Origin of the sequence: Humitalea rosea (genome assembly GCF_003253705.1) — a bacterium.
In the GTDB taxonomy this organism is placed as follows: Bacteria; Pseudomonadota; Alphaproteobacteria; order Acetobacterales; family Acetobacteraceae; genus Humitalea; species Humitalea rosea.
In genome coordinates this window covers 21,298-40,120 of the sequence record NZ_QKYU01000005.1, presented here as the reverse complement: position 1 = coordinate 40,120, position 18,823 = coordinate 21,298, and the positions used below count along the sequence as shown (strand labels likewise).

Sequence of the window (18,823 nt, the reverse complement as noted above, 5' to 3'; positions counted from 1 at the left end):
TCCTCTGTTCACCCTTGCCGGTCAACCCTGAACACGCGATGGACATGCCCCCCCCGACTCACGCCGCCCCTTTCCAGGGTTCGGCTCCCCCAGCCTCAGGCCCCGCGCTTGCGCCCGGCCTGCTGCCCCTCGGTGCCTTTGCGGTCTCGGAGGCGGATGGGCTGGTCAGCCCGCGCCAGCCCGGGCTCGCCCCCACCCTGCGCTTCGCCTGGCGGGGCAAGCCCTGCCGGGCGGCGCTGGATGGCGGGCTGTTCCTCTCGGCCGAGGCCGGGCGGCTGCCCGCCACCGCGACCGGGGCCGACCGCGCCGCCGTCTTCGCGGCACTGCCGGCGCTGCGGGCGCTGCTGCCCAAGGGATGGACGCTGCGGCTGCTGCCCGACCACCGGCTGCGGGTGGAGGCGCGCTCGCATCTGCCCGCGCCGACCTCGGCGGTGGCGATGGTGGCGGCGCTGGTGACCTTCGCGCTCTGCCTCGATCCCTGGCTCGACAAGCTGGCGGGGTCGGAGGCCGGGATGGGGCGCTAAAAGAAAACCAGCACCTCGCGTTCCCGTGATGAGGGCGCCGCATCCACTGCGCCCGGCGCTCCGTATCGACTGCAGTGGGGCCGTCGGGTCCTGCCGGATACTCACGGAGACAACGCCATGACCCCCAGCAGCCTCAAACTCGCGCTTCTCGCCACCACCCTGATCGCCGCCGCCCCCGCCGCCAATGCCGCCACGCTGATCGGCCTGACCGCCGACAACCATCTGGTGCACATCGACACCGTGACCCGCCGCGCCACCGCGCCGGTGATGGTGCATGGCGCCGACGGGATGCTGCTCGGCATCGACCTGCGCCCCTCCAACGGGATGCTCTACGGCATCACCACCAACAGCCAGATCGTCACCATCAACGCCATGACCGGCATGGCGACCCCGGTGGCCCGCCTGTCCGAGCCCTTCGTCGGCGGCGGGCGCAGCATCGTGGACTTCAACCCGGTCGCCGACCGCATCCGCCTGATGGGCATGAACGGCACCAATTTCCGCATCCACCCCGAGACCGGCGCGGTCACCCGTGACGGCAGCGTGAAATACGCCGCCGGCACCGCCTGGTCCGAGACGATGCCGCGCGTCACCGCCGGCGCCTACACCAACTCGGTGGCCGGCACGACGAGCACGGGCCTCTACACGATCGACACCATGCTCGGTCAGTTGAACATGCAGAACCCGCCGAACGACGGCGTGCAGATCGCCCGTGGCCGCATCGGCGATGGCCTGCCGGCCGGCATCGCCTTCGACATCCTGACGGAGGGCACGGTGAACACGCCCTACCTGCTCGCCGGCGGTGCCCTGCACACGGTGAACCTGGAAAACGGCGCCCCCACGATGCTCGGCATGGTCATGAACCTGCCGGCCTCGGAAATCACCGACATCGCGGCGATGCGCTGAGCCACTTGGCGCGCGGCTGATCCCTCCCCCGCCGCGACGGGATCAGCCGACCGGGTCGGAACGGGACACCCCCGTTCCGGCCCGTGTTGCGTTTGGGGCCCCAGAAAATCGGTTCAGAAATCGGTGACGCGCCCCTTCTGTTCCCAATCGCCGTAGCGGGTCGGCTCGGGGCCCTTGGGGCCGCCGTGCTCGGTCGGCATCGGCTTCGGCTGGGGCTTCTCAGCGGTGGCGGGGGGGGCGGGTTCGGGCAGCGGCGTGACCGCTGCCTCTTGAGGATGCTTCGTCATCACCCCCATCTGCGTGTCCTGACGTCGGAAAGGAAGGGGCCCATGGGGGGCGTGATCAAAACCGGATTGCTGCTGGCTCTGCTGACGGGGCTGTTCGTCGTCGTGGGCGGGCTCATCGGCGGGCGTGGGGGTGCTGTGATCGCGCTCTGCGTCGCGGCGGCGATGAACCTCTACGCCTGGTGGGGCAGCGATCAGGCGGTGCTGCGGATGCAGCATGCCGAGCCGGTCGGCCCGGCCGAGGCCCCCGCCCTGCATGCCCTGACCGCCCGCCTCGCCGCCCGCGCCGGGCTGCCGATGCCGGCGCTGTATCTGATCCATGAGGACCAGCCCAATGCCTTCGCCACCGGCCGCGACCCGGAGCATGCCGCCGTCGCGGTGACCACCGGGCTGCTCGCGAGCCTGCCGGAGCGGGAGGTCGCGGGGGTCGTCGCGCATGAGTTGGCGCATATCCGCCATCGCGACACGCTGATCATGAGCGTCGCCGCGACCCTGGCCGGCGGCATAGGGTTGCTCGCGCAATTCGGCGGGCTCTTCGCCTACAACCGCGACAGCCGGAACAATCCGCTCGGCATGGTCGGGGTGCTGCTGGCGGCGATCGTGGCCCCGCTGGTGGCGATGATCGTGCAGATGGCGGTCAGCCGGTCGCGGGAATACGAGGCGGACCGCAGGGGGGCGGAGATCGCCGGCGACCCGCTGGGGCTGGCGGGCGCCTTGCTGCACCTGGAACAGGGGCGCGAGGTGCCGAACCATGGCGCGACCTCGGCCACCGCGCATCTGTTCATCGTCAACCCCTTCGCCGGCGGGCTCGCGGGGCTGTTCGCGACGCATCCCTCGACGGCAAGCCGGGTGGCGGCGCTGGAGGCGATGGCGGGGCAGAGCGTGATCGCCGCCCCCATGGCGCCGCGCGGAAAGCCCGGGCCATGGGGCAGCGCGCCACGGCGGCGGGGGCCCTGGGGCTAGGCGATCCTACTCCAGCTTGATGCCGCGACGGCGCACCAGATCCCGCCACTTGCGCGATTCCTCGACCTGGTAGGCGGTGAATTCGGTCGGGCTGCCGCCGAGCGCGTCCATCGCCAAGCTGTCCAGCCGCGCCTTCATCTCATCGGATTTCATGACGGCGCCGGCCTCCACGGCCAGCCGGTCCAGGATCGGCTGCGGCGTGCCGGCTGGCGCGAAGAAGCCGAGATCGACCGAGGCGCGATAGCCGGGCCACCCGCTCTCGGCCACCGTCGGCACCTCCATCGCCTTGCTGCTGCGCTCGCTGCCGGTGATCGCCAGGGCGCGGAGATCGCCCGAGCGCAGGAAGGGCAGGGCAACCGAGGCGTCCACCAGCGAGAGCACCGCCTCGCGCGTCATCACCGCCTGCGCCGCCTGCGCGGCGGATCGGTAGGAGACATGCAGCATGTCGGTGCCGGACATCTCCATCAGCAGCTCCACGCCGAGATGGTTGGTCGCCCCGACCCCGGCCGAGGCATAGGTCAGGCGGCCCGGCTGGGCCTTGGCCGCCGTGACCAGCGCCGCCAGCGTCCGCCATTCCGCGGCCGGGTGGACGCAGACGAACATGGCATTGGTCGCCAGCAGCCCGATGGGCGCGAAGGCCGTGTCGCTGTCATAGGGCAGGCTGTAGAGCGCCGGCGCCATCGCGAAGGTGCCGTTCGGCGCGATCGCCAAAGTATAGCCATCCGGCCGGGCGCGGGCGAGCACGCCCATGCCGAGGGTGCCGCTCGCCCCCGCGCGATTGTCGATCACCAGCGACTGGCCAAGCCGGGGGGTCATTTGCTGGGCCAGGATGCGGGCCAGGATGTCTGTGCCGCCGCCCGGGCCGAAGGGCACGATCAGCGCGATGGAGCGGTTGGGATAGGCGGCGTCCTGCGCCACGGCGGCGCGGGCGGCGCCGACCAGGGCGATCGACAGGCCAAGGGTGTCGCGACGGGTAAGGGGCATGGTCGTTTCTCCAGAAGGCCCCGGCCGTGCGCGGCGGTGCCACCGGCCCGCCCCGCTACCGACCGGGTTCGGGACGATCCTAGGCCCCGCCCGCTGGTCTTGTAAGCGGGCCTGGGCGCGATTCGTTCAGGTCGGATCGACGGTGCCGGTCGAAATCTGCCGCAGCGCGGTCATGCTCGGGACGAAGAAGTAGTCGCCGCCGCGGGTTTCGACGAGCTGCGGGATCCGGTCGCAGATGAAGGGCGGCTTGCCGCTGGCCGGATCGGCGGGGATGACAAACTTCGCCTCGTCATCGTGGTTGCCGATGATCGGGCAGGTGTCGTTGCCGGCGTTGAAGTCCAGCCCGTATTGCATCCATTGCTGCTGCACGAACTCGAACTGCCGGAACAGGCTGGCGCAGGTCGCGAGCATGACGATGCCATGCTCCTCCGCCTCGGCAGCGCCATAGGGCAGGCCACGGCGCAGGATGCGGCGGCGGTTGTTCAGCACCGAGCCTCCGCGCTCCCTCACATCGCTCAAGGTTGGGTCGAGCATGTCGCGCGTGTTCGCGCGGCGCAGATGCGAACCCAAGGGGCATTTGGCGCCGAGCGGGTCATCGGCGAAGGTGAAATCGACCATGGCGCGATCCAGCACGGCCTGGGCCGCCGCATCCTTGGTCTGCACCGCGACCACGCGCCGCTCGCGGAAGGTCATCCAATCGGCGAAGGTCGGCGCCACCACCAGCGGCACGCCATCGCCCCAGCGCCCGGCGATCTTGGCCATCAGCGTCGCCTGCGCCTCGTCCAGGGGCATCCCCATCACGGCGGCGAAGCGGGTGGCCGTCCCGGTCAGGAAGGTTCTGAAGGCGGCGATGTTCTGGTGCAGCTTGCGATAGGCGATGAAGGTGCCGTTGTAGGAAAAATCGAGCGGCATCGCAGCACCCGCGATCTCCTGCGCTTCATCCGGGTGGCCGAGCAGGAATTCCCCTGTCGCCAGCGGTCGCCAGCTCTGGTCGGGCATCAGCGCACCCTGGCCGATCATCGCGGTCGCGGCGCGGGCGGGCGGCATCTGGCCCTCGAACACCGGATCGCCGATGGCATCGACGAAGCCGAAATGCTCGACCGGGATCGGCGCGTAGCTGCCATCCTTCTGCTGCTGCAACAGCGCGGAGAGATCCTGCCAGCGCGGATCGGCGCCACGATGGCCCTCCAGCACGCTCACGCCGCCGCTCGCGGCGCAGAGGCCGATGATCTGCCGCGTCAGCTCATCCAGCTGCGCGACCGCCGTGCCATCGGGCTGCATCTGCGCGTTCAACGAAATCAGCACATGGATGCGCCGGGCGCTGTCGGAGGATGGGCACCAGACCGGGTCCCATGTGGTGCTGATGTCATCGGGGAAGTTGTCGCAGAGGATATCCGCGCGGGCCGGCATGCCGTCGATGAATTCATCGGGCATGCCGCGCAGCGTGCGGATCGGCACGCCCATGGCGATCAGCCCGTGGAAGGTGAAGGCGATGTTCAGCGTCACCTCCGGGCGCAGCTGCGTGACCTGCCCCTGCGCCGGCGGCTCGTGCCGCGACGGCCAGCGCACCGCGGTGGTGACGCGGGGGCGCAGGTTTTCGATCACCGATCGCCCGGCCTTCGCATCATGGACATGCAGCACCAGGAACCGGCCCTTGGGAAAGCCGAGCCGGCCATAGGCGGAGAGGATATTGCCCTGGATATCGGCAAGGTCGAGTGCCACGGTCATGGCGATGTCCCCCTCATGACCGCACCGTGCCGGCATGCTGGCTGGGTGCCGCGACATCTTCCGGCCGGTGCTGCCGCAGGAAATCACCGAAACCCGCATGCAGTGCCGCCGGCTCCGCGCCCTGCATGCGGATCGCGAAGCGGATGAACTGCTGTTGCAGATAAAGCGCCTTCAGCACGCTCGGCAGGTCGGATCGCGGCGCGGTCGGAAAAGGGGCCATCCCCGCCGCCACGACCCGCCGCCAGGCGAGGAACACGGTCAGCACCAGCCCCACCAGCCCCGCGACCAGCAGCCAGATGCCCGCCCGTCCGCCGAAGAGTGCGACCACGATCCCGAGCAGCAGCACCACCGCCGCGACCGCGACCGGGATCAGCAGCGATTTGATGTCCAGCGTCGGCAGGCTGGGGGCTGTTGACCAGTAGTCGTTGAAGGGCATCGTCGTCTCGACCTGGCAGTCCCGGATCAGCCGGCAGACTCCCGCCGCATCGGTCAGCCGGTCATGGCCGCGGCAATGGATCAGGATCTCGCGCAGCTCCGGCGCCATCACCGCCCAGAGCCCGGTGAGGTAGCTGTCGAGTTCGGCCACATCGCCGCTGGCCGCATCGAAATCCGCGACGAAGAGGAGATAGGCGCAAGGCAGCGCATCGACCGGATCGGTCTGCCACGGCTTCGGCCCCAGCAGCGCCACCTTGATCGGATCGCGCTGGCCGCGACCGTTGAAGGCGACATCGTCGATCACCGTGAAGCGCGCGAAATGCGTGCGCCGGTCGCGGGCGAAGGGGCTGTTGAGCCCGATCTGCTCGGTCGCCGGGGTCTGCAACGCGGTCGGCAGCGCGACCAGCACCTGGCGCAGCGCCTCGACATGGGAGGTGACGATCCCGGCGACCCTGGGATCGGCCACCAGCTCCTCCCGCACCGGCACCAGAACGGTCAGGAAGTAGTGGCCGCCATCGAAGTTGGGCATCGCGGTATCCCCTTCAGCTCGGCGCGCGGCGCACCAGCGCCTCGCGGTTGCGGTCGGCCGATTGGGTGTCGTTGCTCGCGACCGGCGCATAGCCGGGTGAGGGCAGGTCGTTCTGCACGCTGACCAGCGCGCGGCACCAGGCCTCGGCGAAGGCCTCGGGCGCCATCCGCGCATGGTCGGCGGCAAGCGCGTCGATCGCGATCCAGACCCGCAGCGCCGCCTTGATGTCCCGCTGCGCCGCCCCGGGGGTCGCGTTGTAATAGCTGTCCACATCGACCTGATTGTGCCGGATGTAGTCCTTGAACGGGGTGATCGGAATCGAGCCCGGATATTTCGTGCTGGCGTACCAGAACAGGTCCAGCCCGTTCGGGATGCCATCCGAGAAGGCGTCGATGTACTGGTCCCAGGTGCCGTTGAAGTTGCTCACGAAGAGCATGTAGTCATTGCCGAGCCGCGGCCTGCCCTGGCCGAGGTCCGGCCATTGGTCGCGCTTGATGATGACCCAGCGCGCGAAATGGATGATGGACAGGCCGAGCAGCCCGCCAAGCTGCCGCGGCTGGCTGCGCGCCACCATGAAGATGAACCGGTTGATCCACGTCTTCCACGGCCGCATGGGCGTGAGGACGTTCATGCCATAGGCCTTGCCGGCGACGTTGGACATCGTGGCTCCCCCCCGCTCATGCGAGCTGGGAGAGGCTACTCCGGGATTTCAGCCAAACAAGCAAAAACCCCGGCAGGCGTAACGATCACATCCCGCCGATGTAGTTCGGCCCGCCACCGCCCTCCGGCGTGCACCAGTCGATGTTCTGGTCCGGGTCCTTGATGTCGCAGGTTTTGCAGTGGACGCAATTCTGCGCGTTGATCTGCAGCCGAGGCTCGCCCTCCTCGACCCCCACGGCCTCATAAACGCCGGCGGGGCAATAGCGGCTTTCGGGGCTGGCGAATTTCGCCCAGTTCACCGGGGTCCAGAGCGAGGGATCGCGCAGCTTCAGATGCGCCGGCTGGTCTTCCTCATGGTTGGTGTTGGACAGATACACCGAGGACAGCCGGTCGAAGGTCAGCACCCCATCGGGCTTGGGATAGACGATCTTCCTGCTCTCGGCGGCCGGGCGCGTCGCGCTGTGGTCCGGGTGATGCGTCAGCGTCCAGGGCGATTTGCCGCGGGTGACATAGGCCTCGACGGCGGCGTTGATCATACCGCCCCAGAAGCCGAACTTCGCGAAGCCGGGGCGGATGTTGCGCACGCCGCTCAGCTCCGACCAGACCCAGGAGTCGCGCAGCGCCACGGGGTAGTCGGCCAGCACCGGCGGCGCGGCCTCGCCCCGCGCCAAAGCGGCGGCGACGGCCTCGGCGGCCAGCATGCCGCTCTTCATCGCGGTGTGGCTGCCCTTGATCTTGGCGACGTTCAGGAAGCCCGCGGTGCAGCCGATCAGCAGCCCGCCCGGGAAGACCAGCTCCGGGATCGACTGCAAGCCGCCCTCGTTCAGCGCGCGGGCGCCATAGGCGATGCGCTTGCCGCCCTCCAGCATCGGGCGCACGGCGGGGTGGGTCTTGAAGCGCTGCATCTCCTCGAAGGGCGAGATCCAGGGGTTGGCGTAGTCCAGCCCGACCACGAAGCCGACGCTGACCAGGTTTTCGCCAAACATATAGAGCCAGGCGCCGCCATAGGTGTCGGACGACAAGGGCCAGCCGACCGAATGCCAGATGAAGCCCGGCTTGTGCTTGTCCTTGGGGATCTCCCACACTTCCTTGACGCCGAGGCCATAGGTCTGCGGCGCCGCCTCGGCGCGGAGGTTGAAGGTGCTCTCCAGCTTCTTGGTCAGCGAGCCGCGGCAGCCCTCGGCGAACATCGTGTAGGTCGCGCGCAACTCCATGCCGGGCTGGTAGTTCGGCCCTTCCTCGCCATCCTTGCCGATGCCCATGACGCCGGCGACGACGCCGCGCACGCGGCCGTCCTCGATGATCGTCTCGCTGGCGGCGAAGCCGGCATAGACCTCGACGCCCAGCGCCTCGGCCTTGGCGCCCAGCCAGCGGCAGACATTGCCGAGGCTGACCACGTAATTCCCGTGGTTGTGCATCGAGGGCGGGGTCGGCAGCCGGATCGCGCGGGTCTTGGTCAGGAAGACGAAGCGGTCCTCGCCGGCCGGGGTCGAGAGCGCCGGGGGCTCGTCGCGCCAGTCCGGGATCAGCTCGTCCAGGGCGCGCGGCTCGACCACCGCGCCGGAGAGGATATGCGCGCCGACCTCGCTGCCCTTCTCCACCACGCAGACGGCGGCGTCGGGGTTGAGCTGCTTCAACCGGATGGCGGCGGCAAGCCCGGCCGGGCCCGCGCCGACGATCAGCACGTCGAATTCCATGCTCTCGCGATCGGCCATGCGTCCCTCACTCCCTTCTGGTCTCCCCGGATGTAGCCCCGGCATGACGGCGCGGAAAGGCGCGGCCTTGCCGCAAAGGGGGGGCGGCCTGATAGAAGTGTTTATGCCCCAGGACATGATCGAGGCACCGGACCCCGCCCTTCTGGCAGCACTACGCTGCCAACTGGACTGGGGTGCCGATGAGGCGGTGGCGGCCACCCCGGCGCCGCTGGCCGAGCGCGTGCCGCCCCCGGTCGGGCGCTGGCTGGGCGGGGTCGCGCCGAAACCGGCCGCCACGCCGGCCCCCACCCCCGCCGCCGCGGTTGGCGCCGCGCCCATGGGCTTCGCCCCCGCCGTGTCCGGGGCCGCGGCCCTTGCCGCCGCGGCGGGCAGCCTGGAGGCGCTGCGCGCCGCCATGGCCGGCTTCGAGGGCTCGCCCCTGCGCGAGACCGCGACCAATCTGGTCTTCTCGGATGGGGTGCCCGGTTCGGGGCTGATGCTGGTGGGCGAGGCCCCCGGCGCCGAGGAAGACCGCGAGGGCCGCCCCTTCGTCGGCCAGTCCGGCCGGTTGCTGGACCGGATGCTGGCCTCGGCGGGCCTGCGGCGGGAGGCGGATTTCTACGTCGCCAACATCCTGCCCTGGCGCCCGCCGGGCAATCGCACGCCCACGGATGCGGAAATCGCGTTGTTCCTGCCCTTCATCCTGCGTCACATCGCCCTCGCCCGGCCCAAACGGCTGCTGCTGCTGGGCGGCACGGCGGCCAAGGCGCTGCTGCGCTCGAAGGAGGGGATCATGCGGATGCGGGGCCGCTGGCACGCCCTGGAGGTCGAGGGCTTAGGCAGCCTGCCGGTGCTGCCCACCCTGCATCCGGCCTATCTGCTGCGCAGCCCGGGGGCCAAGCGGGAGGCCTGGACCGATCTTCTGCTGCTGCGCCAATCTCTTGATGCAGCGCAGCATGACAAGCCGGCTTGACGTTTTTTTCGGCCAGAACGTCTCGCAAGCTACTGTTTTTCTGCCGGCGGCGTTTATTTTCAGGATTCATCCCGGCGATTGGGGTTGCGCAGGGTCCTCCCGCGCCGCTAACGGCAGGCTGCCATGAGCCTGAACAGCCCCATGGCCCGGTGCCGGCCATCCTCCCTGCTTCTGGGAATTGTCCTTGGTGCGACCTTGAGCCTCGGCGTTTATGCCGAGGCTCTGGCACAACGGGCCAACGCGCATGCGAACGGACCCGCGGTCCGCACGACCCATACGAGGGCCTCGGAGCCAGCGACGGCGGCGCGCCGCCCGGCGCGCCAGACGGCCCGCGTGCAACGCGTGGCGCAGTCCCGCCCCGCTGCCTCAGACAGCCGGAGGGTGAGCGCCACCGGCCCCCGGTTCACCCCCAGCCGGTTCACCCCCAGCCGGTCCGCCCCAAGCCGGTCCGCCCCCAGCCGCGCCACCCGGGCCGCGAGCGCGCGGTCCAGCGCCAATATCGCCCGCGGCGTCGCCCTGGCGCGGGAGGCCGCCCGGCCCCAGACCCCTTTCGCCGCGGCCTCCACCGCCGTGCCGCTGCTGCTGCCGGTCGCTGACGGGCATACCGAGATTGCCGCCGCCGGGCTGCGCCGGCCGGTCACCGGTGGCGTTGACGGTCTGCCGCAACCGCTCGCGCCCTCGGATGCCGCCCGTCTGGTACGGATCTTCGACCTGCAGGCGCGGGGCGAGAGTGTCGCGGCGGCGCAGGAAGCCGATCGTCTGGATGACCGCCGGCTGATGTCGCATGTGCTGGCCGACCGCTGGCTGCGGACGCCGCAATCGGCGCCGGCCGCCGCTGTGCTGGCCTGGCTCGCCGAATTCCCCGACCACCCCGATGCCGGGGCGCTGTATGCGCTGCTGCGGCGGCGGATGCCGCATGGCGCGCCGCCGGCGCCGGAAGCGGTGCCCGATCTGCTGGCCATGGCCGCGGCGATCGCGCCCGAGGACCAGGCCCCCGACGCCCCGCCGATCGCCCGCAACGCGGCGCTGGAGCGGGTGGTGCGGGCCAAGGCACGGGATGGCGACGTCTCCGGCGCGCTGCTCGCCATCGCCGGCGCGCGCGGCCTCGCCCCCGGTGCGGCGGCGCTGCTCCAGGGCGATGTGGCGCTGATCCTGTTCCAGTCTGGCCGCGACCAGGATGCGCTGACGATGGCGCAGGGTGCGGCGCGCGGGGCGGAAGGCCATGGCGGGCCGGCCTTCGTCGCGGGCCTCGCGGCCTTCGCCGCCGGCCAGCCCGAGGCTGCCATCCCCTATTTCGAAATCACCGCCCGCGCCGAGCTGGCGCCGCCCTCGCTGCGCGCCGCCGGGGCCTATTGGACCGCCCGCGCCTCGGTCCGCGCCCGCCGGCCGGGGCAGCACATCGCCTGGCTGCTGCAAGCGGCGCAGGAGCCGCGCACCTTCTACGGGCTGCTGGCCCGCCGCGCTCTCGGCCTCGCCCCCGGCTTCGCCTGGGAGGGCGAGGTGGCCGGGGAGGCCGAGACCAATGCCCTGGCCGAAACCGCCGGCGGCTGGCGCGCGCTGTCCTTGTTGCAGATCGGGCAGCGCGATCGGGCGGAGGCCGAGCTGCGCCGCCTCTGGGCCATTGGCGCGGGCAATCCGGCGCTCGGCCGCGCGATGCTGGTGGTGGCCTCCACCGCCAATATGCCGGCGCTGGCCTCCCAGCTTGCCCAGGTCGTGCAGGGCTCCGATGGACGGCCGCGCGATTTCGCCCGCTTCCCGGTGCCGCGGCTGGAGCCGCTGGGCGGCTTCCGCGTCGATCCCTCGCTGATCTATGCGCTGGCCCGGCAGGAGAGCAATTTCGACCCGGGGGCCGTCAGCGGCGCCGGGGCGCGCGGGCTGATGCAGGTGATGCCCGCGACCGCGGCCTATATCCTGGGCGATCCCAGCCTACGCGGCCGCAGCGGCCACCAGCGCCTGCATGATCCGGCCTTCAGCCTGGAGGTCGGGCAACGCTATCTGCACCACCTGAACAGCCTGGATTCGGTGGATGGCGACCTGATCCGCATGCTGGCCGCCTATAACGCCGGCCCCGGCAATGTCGCGCGCTGGATGCCCCCCGGGCGCCACCAGAACGACCCGCTGCTGTTCATCGAAAGCATCCCGGCCGGCGAGACCCGCGCCTTCGTGCAGCGTGTGCTGGCCTATTCCTGGATCTATGCGAGCCGGCTCGGCCTGCCCTCCCCCAGCCTCGACCAGCTGGCCGCCGGGCAATTCCCGCGCTTCGCGGGGCCCGCCGACGTGGAACGCATGCTGATGCGCCAGCAGCGCCTGGCCATGCATTAGGCCGGGCTGCCGCAGCCCGGCCGGGCGCGCTATGCTGATGGCCCATTCCAAGGCCGAATCCATGCAAATCCCCACCCTGCCCTTCACCGTCACCGATTGGGCCGAAGTGCCCGAGACGCTGCATGCCGGGGAGACGGGTGAGGCCCGCTGGCGCACGCTGCAGGTCGGTGACCTGCGGGTCCGCATGGTCACCTATTCCCCCGGCTACCTGGCGAACCACTGGTGCGACCGCGGCCATGTGCTGACGGTGCTGGAGGGCGTGCTGGAGACGGAATTGCGCGACGGCCGCCGCTTCACCATGTCCGCGGGCATGACCTATCGCGTATCCGACCATGGCGATGCATCGCACCGGTCCCGCACCGCGACCGGGGTCCGCCTGTTCATCGTGGATTGAGGAGCCCGCCCATGCCGATCGACGAGAGCCGCACCTTCCTGCCCATCGCCATCGCGGTGCTGACCGTCAGCGACACGCGCGACCTCGCCTCCGACCGGTCGGGCGACGTCCTGGCCGAGCGGATCGAGGGCGCCGGTCACGCGCTTGCCGCGCGGAAACTCCTGCGCGACGACGCCGAGGTGATCGAGGCGCAGTTGCGCGCCTGGATCGCCGATCCGGCGATCGACTGCATCATCACCACCGGCGGCACCGGCATCACCGGCCGCGACGTGACGCCGGAGGCCTTTGCCCGCGTGCTGGAGAAGGAGATCACCGGCTTCGGCGAGCTGTTCCGCATGCTCAGCTACGCCAAGATCGGCACCTCCACGATCCAGTCCCGCGCCATTGGTGGGGTTTCCGGGGGGACCTATCTGTTCGCGCTGCCGGGCAGCACCGGGGCGGTGAAGGATGCCTGGGACGATATCCTGCTGTTCCAGCTCGATGTGCGGCACCGGCCGTGCAACCTCGTGGAACTGATGCCGCGGCTGCAGGAGCATCTGCGCGCGGCCTGAGCCGCTGCCGGCACCGATCCGCGTTGCGGTGGCCGCAAGGCAAGGCTTAGCCTCCCCCCGCCAAAATGGGGGAAACGGAGATGTCAGAGGCTCAAGCCGAACCAACGCTGCCGACGATCATGGGCTTCCGGATCAGCCAGATCGGCCGCATCCCGCGCCTGGAGAACTTCAACCCGACCAATCGGCCCAATGCCACGCGGTGGAACGCCATGCTGGAACAGATCCGCGAGAGCGGCGGCATGACCTCCAGCACCACCAGCCAAGGCCGCAACCATCCGTGCCAGACGCAGGATTTGCGCTGCGACCACCAGAACCAGGTGGGCAATTATGTGAATACCCAGTGCCAGGTCGGCGGGCTGACCAAATACACGCGCGGCAAATACAACGGCAACAACGAGAGCACGTCGCTCTCCCACGTATCGGTCCATGCGTCGTGCTATTCGTCGCCGACCATCGGCCTGGCCTTGGCGTCATGCCACGACTACAGCTTCCGGTCCGGCAATACCGTGCAGATGGACCCAGCGGCGACGGCCACGATCGCCGTCATGGTGCAGCCGCCGGTGATGACCTTCATCTGCGGCCGCTGCGGCAAGGAGGAGACCGCGGTGGATTCCGTCGAGCTTGGCCTGCGCTTCGCCTCCTACCCGCCGGCCTGCTCGCGCACCGATGGCGCCTGCCGCACGGCGCGCGGCGAGGGCGGCTTCACCCGGCGATAGCGCGCAGATCCTCGACGGTATCGACGTCGCGCAGGATGCGCAGCAGCGCGACCTGCCGCCCCGCGAAATTCGCCAGCGTGTCACCGAGCGCATGTTCCCCGCCCCAGCGCACCGCGCCGAAGGGCCGGCCGGGGCGGCGCGGGCCGAGTCCGACCAGCCAGTAGCCGCCATCCTCCGCCGGGCCGAAGACGGCATCGGCCTGGCCCAGCGCCTGGAAGGCCGTGGCGATATCGGCCGCGCCGATGCCGGGGATATCGGCGCCGACCACCACCACCCGCCGGTGCCCTTGCGTCATCCGATGCAGCCGGTCGCCCAGGTCGCCCCGCCCCTGCGGCACCACCGCCACCCGCCGCCGCAGGCGGAAGCGGGCATGGTCGGGCGTGCCGCAGATCGCCACGCGCCAGCGCCGGTCCCGCAGGGTGGCGGCCAGCAGCGCCTCAAGCTGACCGGTATGGAAGCGCAGCGCCGCGCGATCCCCGATCCCGCGCGCCAGCCGCCGCTTCACGGTGCCCAGGCGCGGCGCCCGGGCGAAAATCAGCAGCAAAGGGCGGTGATCGGCCATGGCGGCAGCATGGGGCGGGCGGCTCAACCATACCAGCGGGCAAGCCGCGACGGCGCCACCCCGCAGGCCCAGAGCGTCAGGATCGACAGGTTCCGCAACGGCCGCGCCCACCAGCCATCGCGCCGGTAGCGCGCGGCTGAGGTGAGTGCCGCGACCTCCAGCCCCACCAGCGGCCGCCCCGCCCGGACCAGGCGGCGGATGAGATCGACATCCTCCATCAGCGGCAAGGGCCGGACGCCGCCGACCGCCGCCAGCGTCGCGCGCGAGACCAGCAGCCCCTGGTCGCCATAGGGCAGCCTCAGCCGCCGGCAGCGCCAGGCGGCCAGACGCTCCACCCGCCGCGCGGCGCGTGAGGTGTCGTCGAAGCGCAGGCGGAAATAGGCGGCGCCCTCGGGCTGTTCGGCCATGAAGCGCGCCGCCGCGGCGGACCAGCCAGGGGCCAGCACCGTGTCGTCATGCAGCAGCAGCAGCCAGGGGGCGGTGGTCGCGGCGACGCCGGCCGCGATCTGCGCGCCCCGCCCACGCGGCGTGGTGAGGACGCGCGCGCCCGGAATGGGCGCCGCCGTGCCGCCGCCATTGGCCAGCAGCACCTCGACCGGAAAGGGCGCCTCGGCCAGCGCGCCCAGGCAGGCCGGGAGGCTGGCGGCGGCGGTGTTCAGGGTGGGGATCACCACGGCCAGCATAGATGTTCTCATTATGTTCTTGACGGCATGTGGCCGGAACGATAGCAATTATGCGAACGCATGGAGAACGCGAGATGCCCGACGGCAGCCTCTACGGAGCCTCTCTTGCCAACCCGCCTCCCCGCAAGGGGCGGGGTGCGCTCTCCAACCCGGCCAATCGGTTCGAGAGCCAGTCGGCCGTCGCCTGGGATGATGGCTGGGGCACGCTGGATGCGGCCTTCGCCGCCCCGGCCCCGCTGGCGACGACCCTGACGCGGGACAGCAGCCGCTCGGCGATCACCTACAACACCTCGCCCGATCTTGGCTTCGACCGCAGCATCAACGCCTATCGCGGCTGCGAACACGGCTGCATCTACTGCTTCGCGCGGCCGACCCATGCCTACCTGGGCCTGTCGCCGGGGCTGGATTTCGAAACCCGGCTGCTGTTCAAGCCCGAGGTCGCGGCCCTGCTGACCAAGGAATTGCGCAAGCCGGGCTACGTGCCGCGCCCCATCGCCCTCGGCACCAACACCGACCCCTACCAGCCGGTGGAACGCACCCTGACGCTGACGCGGCAGATCCTGGAGGTGCTGGACGCCCATAACCACCCCGTCACCATCGTCACCAAATCGGCCGGCGTCACCCGCGACCTGGACATATTGGCGCGGATGGCGAAGCGGAACCTGGTGCATGTCTGCCTCTCGGTCACCACGCTCGACCCGGCCCTGGCGCGGGTGATGGAACCGCGCGCCGCCAGCCCCGCCCGCCGCCTGATGGCGATCGGCGAGTTGGCGCGGGCCGGGGTGCCGGCCGGGGTGCTGGCCGCGCCGATGATCCCCGGGCTGAACGATGCCGAGTTGGAGCGCATCATCGCCGCCTGCGTCGCCAATGGCGCGACCCGCGCGGGCTATGTGCTGCTGCGCCTGCCGCTGGAGATCGCGGCGATGTTCGAGGCCTGGCTGCACCAGCACTTCCCCGATCGCGCCGCCCGCGTGCTGGCGCTGGTGCGGGAGACGCGGGGCGGCCAGCTTTACGACAGCCGCTTCGGCAAGCGGCAGACGGGCATCGGCCCCTATGCCGGGATGCTGGCCAATCGCTTTGCCCTGGCGGTCCGCAAGCATGGGCTGGACCAGGGGCGCAGCGGCGCCAAGGGGCTGGATTGCACCGCCTTCCGCGTGCCGCCCTCAGCGACGCCCCCGGCCCAGATGGCGCTGTTCTGATCGGCCAGGGGCCGCTATCCCGGCCCCGTGCCACTCCTCCTCGATATCCCCGGCGATCTTCCGGTCGCCGAGGCGCTGCCCGCGCTGCGCGCCGCCCTCGCCGAACAGTCCAATGCCGTGCTGGTCGCCCCGCCGGGGGCAGGCAAGACCTCGCTGGTCCCGCTGGCGCTGCTGGACGAGCCCTGGGCCGCGACCGGCCGCATCCTGGTGCTGGAACCCCGCCGCATCGCCGCCCGCGCCGCCGCCAACCGGCTGGCGACGCTGCTGGGCGAACCGCTCGGCCGCACCATCGGCCTCGCCACGCGGCTGGACCGCGCGGGCACCGCCGCCTCCCGCATCGAGGTGATCACCGAGGGGCTGCTGGTCCGCCGGCTGCAATCCGATCCTGGGCTGGAGGGCGTCTGCGCCGTCCTGTTCGACGAGGCGCATGAGCGGCACCTGGACACCGACCTCGGCCTCGCGCTGTGCCTCGACCTGCAACGCGGGCTGCGGCCGGAATTGCGGCTGCTGGTGATGAGCGCCACCATCGACGCCGTGGGCTTCGCCGGGCTGCTCGGCCCCGGCACGCCGGTCATCGAGAGCCTCGGCCGCACCCATCCCATCGTCCTCAGCCACCGCCCGCGCGACATCGCCGATGCCCGCGACCTGCCCGAAGCCATGGCCAGCGCCATCCGCGAGGCGCTGCGCGCGCATCCCGGCGATGTGCTCGCCTTCCTGCCCGGCTGGGGCGAGATCCGGCGCACCCAGGAGCGGCTGGCCGGGGTGGACGCGCTGGTGCTGCCGCTGCATGGCGAATTGCCGCCGGCCGAGCAGGACCGGGCGCTGGCCCCCTCCGATCGCCGGAAAATCGTGCTGGCGACCTCCATCGCCGAGACCAGCCTGACCGTGCCGGGCGTGCGGATCGTCGTCGATGGCGGCTTCCGCCGGGCGCCGCGGCTGGATGCGGCGACCGGGCTCTCCCGCCTCGCGACCGTGCGGATCGGCCGTGCCGCCGCCGACCAGCGCGCCGGCCGCGCCGGGCGCACCGAGCCGGGGGTGGCGATCCGCCTCTGGACCGAGGCGTTGCACCGCGGCCTGCCCGCCGCCGACCGGCCGGAGATGCTGGAGGCCGAGTTGTCGGGCCTGCTGCTGGATTGCGCCGCCTGGGGTGCCGCGCCCGAAAGCCTCGCCTGGCTGGACACCCCGCCCGCCGGCGCGCTCGCCGCCGCCGCTGCCCTGCTGCGGAACCTGGACGCGATGGATGCCGAGGGCCGCATCACCGTGACCGGCCGCCGCATGGCCCGCCTCGGCGCGCATCCGCGCCTGGCCCGGATGATGGCCGCCGCCGAGGATGAGGGCGAGGCCGCGCTGGCCGCCGATCTCGCGGCCTTGCTGGAGGAACGCGACCCGCTGCGCGGCCGGGACCAGCCCTCCGACATCCGCCTGCGGCTGGATCTGTTGAGCGGCGGCGACCACGCCGATGCCGATCGTGGTGCTGTGCAACGCATCCGCCGCGCCGCCACGCAGCACCGCCGCCGCCTGGGCGTTGCGGCCGGCACGATGGCGGAGGGCGACCCCGCCGCCTTGCTCGCCGCCGGCTTCCCCGACCGGATCGCCGCCAAGCGCGGCACCATGGATGGCGCCTTCCGCCTCGCCGGCGGCGGGATGGGGGCGCGGCTCGGCGTCACCGATCCGCTGGCCAGGCAGCCCTTGCTCGCCATCGCCGACCTCGACCTCGCGGGCACCGAGGCGCGCATCCGCATGGCGGCCCCGCTCGACCGCGCGGTGCTGGAGGCGCGCTTCCCCGAACGCTTCCGGCGCGAGGAAGGGGCGGGCTTCGACGCCCGGCTCGGCGCGGTCACCGCCCGCCGGCGGCTCTGGTTCGGCCCGCTGCTGCTGGAGGAAGCACCGCTCCCCTCCGCCGATCCCGCCGCCGTTTCCGAGGCCCTGGCCGCCGCCGCCGCGTCGCGGGGCCTGCGCGACCTCGGCTGGACCGAGGCCGCGCGCCAGACCCGCGCCCGCATCGCCGTGATGGCCCGCGCGGAGCCCGATGGCGGCTGGCCCGATGTCTCCGACGCGGCGCTGGCGGCGACGGCGGCCGATTGGCTCGCCCCGCGCATCCCGGGGCTGACGCGGCTCACCGAACTCGCCTCGCTGGACCTGACCGCGACATTGCGCGACCTGCTGCCGCGCGAGGCCCAGAAGCGCATGGATGCGGCGCTGCCCACCCGGCTGCCGCTGCTCGCCGGCCGCAGTGCCGCCATCGACTACACCGGCGAGGTGCCGCGGCTGGAGGCGCGGGCGCAGCACCTGTTCGGCCTCTCCGGCGTGGCGCCGCTGGCAGGCGGGCGGGTGCCGTTGCAGGTGGCACTTCTGAGCCCGGCCGGGCGGCCGATCGCGGTCACCGCCGATCTCGCCGGCTTCTGGGCCGGGTCCTGGGCCGATGTCCGCAAGGAGATGCGCGGCCGCTACCCGCGCCACGACTGGCCGGAAGACCCCGCCCATGCGACGCCGCCACCGGAGAAGCCGCGCCGCGGCTAGGGCAGCATCGCTTCAGATTGAAGCGCGAAGCGATTCATGAAGCGATGAAACTGCTCGATAAAATACGACTCCAGAGCGTTATCGCGTAGCGATCACGCTCCAGAACGGCACGGTAGCAAGCCCACGCAAAGCCGGCAGGTTCCGACAAGCCGCGCCGCCGCGCCTCGGTCAGGGTGCGCTTGCCCTGAACGGCCCTCCC

Annotated in this window: 18 protein-coding genes; 10 read left to right on the top strand and 8 right to left on the bottom strand. The window is 71.3% G+C overall.

What is annotated here, in order from left to right; translation table 11 throughout:
* Positions 1 to 44 precede the first annotated feature (44 nt).
* Together C8P66_RS05600 and C8P66_RS05595 are read left to right on the top strand one after the other, a co-directional pair.
* Positions 45 to 524, top strand: coding sequence for a hypothetical protein (locus C8P66_RS05600; protein ID WP_146422722.1), 480 nt, complete (start codon positions 45 to 47; stop codon positions 522 to 524).
* Positions 525 to 641: 117 nt separating this feature from the next.
* Positions 642 to 1,427, top strand: a complete 786-nt coding sequence (locus C8P66_RS05595) for a DUF4394 domain-containing protein (protein ID WP_111397176.1) — start codon at positions 642 to 644, stop codon at positions 1,425 to 1,427.
* A 113-nt stretch (positions 1,428 to 1,540) separates the two neighbouring features.
* Here the strand turns inward: C8P66_RS05595 and C8P66_RS05590 are convergent, their stop codons facing one another.
* The gene (locus C8P66_RS05590) at positions 1,541 to 1,714 is read right to left on the bottom strand and encodes a DUF1674 domain-containing protein (RefSeq protein ID WP_111397326.1); all 174 of its coding nucleotides are present in this window, start codon (positions 1,712 to 1,714) and stop codon (positions 1,541 to 1,543) included.
* Positions 1,715 to 1,756: 42 nt separating this feature from the next.
* On the opposite strand from C8P66_RS05590, the gene C8P66_RS05585 reads away from it, so the two are divergent.
* Positions 1,757 to 2,674 carry a M48 family metalloprotease gene (locus C8P66_RS05585; protein ID WP_111397175.1) on the top strand — a complete coding sequence of 306 codons (918 nt, stop codon included), beginning with the start codon at positions 1,757 to 1,759 and terminating at the stop codon, positions 2,672 to 2,674.
* A 6-nt stretch (positions 2,675 to 2,680) separates the two neighbouring features.
* On the opposite strand, the gene C8P66_RS05580 is transcribed toward C8P66_RS05585, so the two are convergent.
* The 5 genes from C8P66_RS05580 to C8P66_RS05560 all read right to left on the bottom strand — a co-directional run bounded on the left by C8P66_RS05580 (position 2,681) and on the right by C8P66_RS05560 (position 8,725).
* Complete coding sequence (locus C8P66_RS05580; protein ID WP_111397174.1) at positions 2,681 to 3,658, bottom strand: Bug family tripartite tricarboxylate transporter substrate binding protein; 978 nt, start codon at positions 3,656 to 3,658, stop codon at positions 2,681 to 2,683.
* Between the two features lie 126 nt (positions 3,659 to 3,784).
* Positions 3,785 to 5,386, bottom strand: coding sequence for a Dyp-type peroxidase (locus C8P66_RS05575; protein ID WP_111397173.1), 1,602 nt, complete (start codon positions 5,384 to 5,386; stop codon positions 3,785 to 3,787).
* 13 nt (positions 5,387 to 5,399) lie between these two features.
* On the bottom strand, positions 5,400 to 6,350 hold the full coding sequence (locus tag C8P66_RS05570) for a hypothetical protein (protein WP_111397172.1): 951 nt from the start codon (positions 6,348 to 6,350) through the stop codon (positions 5,400 to 5,402).
* A 13-nt stretch (positions 6,351 to 6,363) separates the two neighbouring features.
* A complete protein-coding gene (locus tag C8P66_RS05565) occupies positions 6,364 to 7,011 on the bottom strand; it encodes a hypothetical protein (protein WP_111397171.1) in 648 nt (215 codons plus the stop codon).
* An 85-nt stretch (positions 7,012 to 7,096) separates the two neighbouring features.
* Positions 7,097 to 8,725, bottom strand: coding sequence for an electron transfer flavoprotein-ubiquinone oxidoreductase (locus tag C8P66_RS05560; protein ID WP_111397170.1), 1,629 nt, complete (start codon positions 8,723 to 8,725; stop codon positions 7,097 to 7,099).
* Positions 8,726 to 8,828: 103 nt separating this feature from the next.
* Between C8P66_RS05560 and C8P66_RS05555 the strand changes: the two genes are divergently transcribed.
* From C8P66_RS05555 to C8P66_RS05535, 5 genes are all read left to right on the top strand, one after another.
* Positions 8,829 to 9,677, top strand: coding sequence for a uracil-DNA glycosylase (locus C8P66_RS05555; RefSeq protein WP_245903248.1), 849 nt, complete (start codon positions 8,829 to 8,831; stop codon positions 9,675 to 9,677).
* Positions 9,678 to 10,058: 381 nt separating this feature from the next.
* The gene (locus tag C8P66_RS05550; protein ID WP_281271335.1) at positions 10,059 to 11,999 is read left to right on the top strand and encodes a transglycosylase SLT domain-containing protein; all 1,941 of its coding nucleotides are present in this window, start codon (positions 10,059 to 10,061) and stop codon (positions 11,997 to 11,999) included.
* 61 nt (positions 12,000 to 12,060) lie between these two features.
* Positions 12,061 to 12,393 carry a DHCW motif cupin fold protein gene (locus C8P66_RS05545; protein ID WP_111397322.1) on the top strand — a complete coding sequence of 111 codons (333 nt, stop codon included), beginning with the start codon at positions 12,061 to 12,063 and terminating at the stop codon, positions 12,391 to 12,393.
* A gap of 11 nt (positions 12,394 to 12,404) precedes the next feature.
* On the top strand, positions 12,405 to 12,944 hold the full coding sequence (gene moaB / locus C8P66_RS05540) for a molybdenum cofactor biosynthesis protein B (RefSeq protein ID WP_111397169.1): 540 nt from the start codon (positions 12,405 to 12,407) through the stop codon (positions 12,942 to 12,944).
* Positions 12,945 to 13,024: 80 nt separating this feature from the next.
* On the top strand, positions 13,025 to 13,660 hold the full coding sequence (locus tag C8P66_RS05535) for a hypothetical protein (RefSeq protein ID WP_146422720.1): 636 nt from the start codon (positions 13,025 to 13,027) through the stop codon (positions 13,658 to 13,660).
* Here the strand turns inward: C8P66_RS05535 and C8P66_RS05530 are convergent.
* Complete coding sequence (locus tag C8P66_RS05530) at positions 13,647 to 14,222, bottom strand: TIGR04282 family arsenosugar biosynthesis glycosyltransferase (RefSeq protein WP_111397167.1); 576 nt, start codon at positions 14,220 to 14,222, stop codon at positions 13,647 to 13,649. The genes C8P66_RS05535 and C8P66_RS05530 overlap by 14 nt on opposite strands.
* Before the next feature lie 23 nt (positions 14,223 to 14,245).
* Positions 14,246 to 14,917: a glycosyltransferase gene (locus C8P66_RS05525; protein ID WP_111397166.1), complete on the bottom strand. Its 672-nt coding sequence runs from the start codon at positions 14,915 to 14,917 to the stop codon at positions 14,246 to 14,248.
* Between the two features lie 62 nt (positions 14,918 to 14,979).
* On the opposite strand from C8P66_RS05525, the gene C8P66_RS05520 reads away from it, so the two are divergent.
* Positions 14,980 to 16,104 (top strand): PA0069 family radical SAM protein, encoded by a 1,125-nt coding sequence (locus C8P66_RS05520; RefSeq protein ID WP_111397165.1) that lies wholly within the window; start codon positions 14,980 to 14,982, stop codon positions 16,102 to 16,104.
* Positions 16,105 to 16,131: 27 nt separating this feature from the next.
* Positions 16,132 to 18,624, top strand: coding sequence for an ATP-dependent helicase HrpB (hrpB, locus tag C8P66_RS05515; protein ID WP_245903246.1), 2,493 nt, complete (start codon positions 16,132 to 16,134; stop codon positions 18,622 to 18,624).
* Positions 18,625 to 18,823 lie beyond the last annotated feature (199 nt).

What these genes read in the sequence shown, in the direction of transcription:
- moaB (WP_111397169.1), top strand. Translation starts at nt 12,405, where the DNA reads ATGCCGATCGACGAGAGCCGCACCTTCCTGCCCATCGCCATCGCGGTG.
- C8P66_RS05525 (WP_111397166.1), bottom strand. Translation starts at nt 14,917, where the DNA reads ATGAGAACATCTATGCTGGCCGTGGTGATCCCCACCCTGAACACCGCC.
- C8P66_RS05570 (WP_111397172.1), bottom strand. Translation starts at nt 6,350, where the DNA reads ATGCCCAACTTCGATGGCGGCCACTACTTCCTGACCGTTCTGGTGCCG.
- C8P66_RS05535 (WP_146422720.1), top strand. Translation starts at nt 13,025, where the DNA reads ATGTCAGAGGCTCAAGCCGAACCAACGCTGCCGACGATCATGGGCTTC.
- C8P66_RS05555 (WP_245903248.1), top strand. Translation starts at nt 8,829, where the DNA reads ATGCCCCAGGACATGATCGAGGCACCGGACCCCGCCCTTCTGGCAGCA.
- C8P66_RS05580 (WP_111397174.1), bottom strand. Translation starts at nt 3,658, where the DNA reads ATGCCCCTTACCCGTCGCGACACCCTTGGCCTGTCGATCGCCCTGGTC.
- C8P66_RS05585 (WP_111397175.1), top strand. Translation starts at nt 1,757, where the DNA reads ATGGGGGGCGTGATCAAAACCGGATTGCTGCTGGCTCTGCTGACGGGG.
- C8P66_RS05530 (WP_111397167.1), bottom strand. Translation starts at nt 14,222, where the DNA reads ATGGCCGATCACCGCCCTTTGCTGCTGATTTTCGCCCGGGCGCCGCGC.
- C8P66_RS05600 (WP_146422722.1), top strand. Translation starts at nt 45, where the DNA reads ATGCCCCCCCCGACTCACGCCGCCCCTTTCCAGGGTTCGGCTCCCCCA.
- C8P66_RS05565 (WP_111397171.1), bottom strand. Translation starts at nt 7,011, where the DNA reads ATGTCCAACGTCGCCGGCAAGGCCTATGGCATGAACGTCCTCACGCCC.
- C8P66_RS05595 (WP_111397176.1), top strand. Translation starts at nt 642, where the DNA reads ATGACCCCCAGCAGCCTCAAACTCGCGCTTCTCGCCACCACCCTGATC.
- C8P66_RS05575 (WP_111397173.1), bottom strand. Translation starts at nt 5,386, where the DNA reads ATGACCGTGGCACTCGACCTTGCCGATATCCAGGGCAATATCCTCTCC.
- C8P66_RS05545 (WP_111397322.1), top strand. Translation starts at nt 12,061, where the DNA reads ATGCAAATCCCCACCCTGCCCTTCACCGTCACCGATTGGGCCGAAGTG.
- C8P66_RS05520 (WP_111397165.1), top strand. Translation starts at nt 14,980, where the DNA reads ATGCCCGACGGCAGCCTCTACGGAGCCTCTCTTGCCAACCCGCCTCCC.
- C8P66_RS05560 (WP_111397170.1), bottom strand. Translation starts at nt 8,725, where the DNA reads ATGGCCGATCGCGAGAGCATGGAATTCGACGTGCTGATCGTCGGCGCG.
- C8P66_RS05590 (WP_111397326.1), bottom strand. Translation starts at nt 1,714, where the DNA reads ATGACGAAGCATCCTCAAGAGGCAGCGGTCACGCCGCTGCCCGAACCC.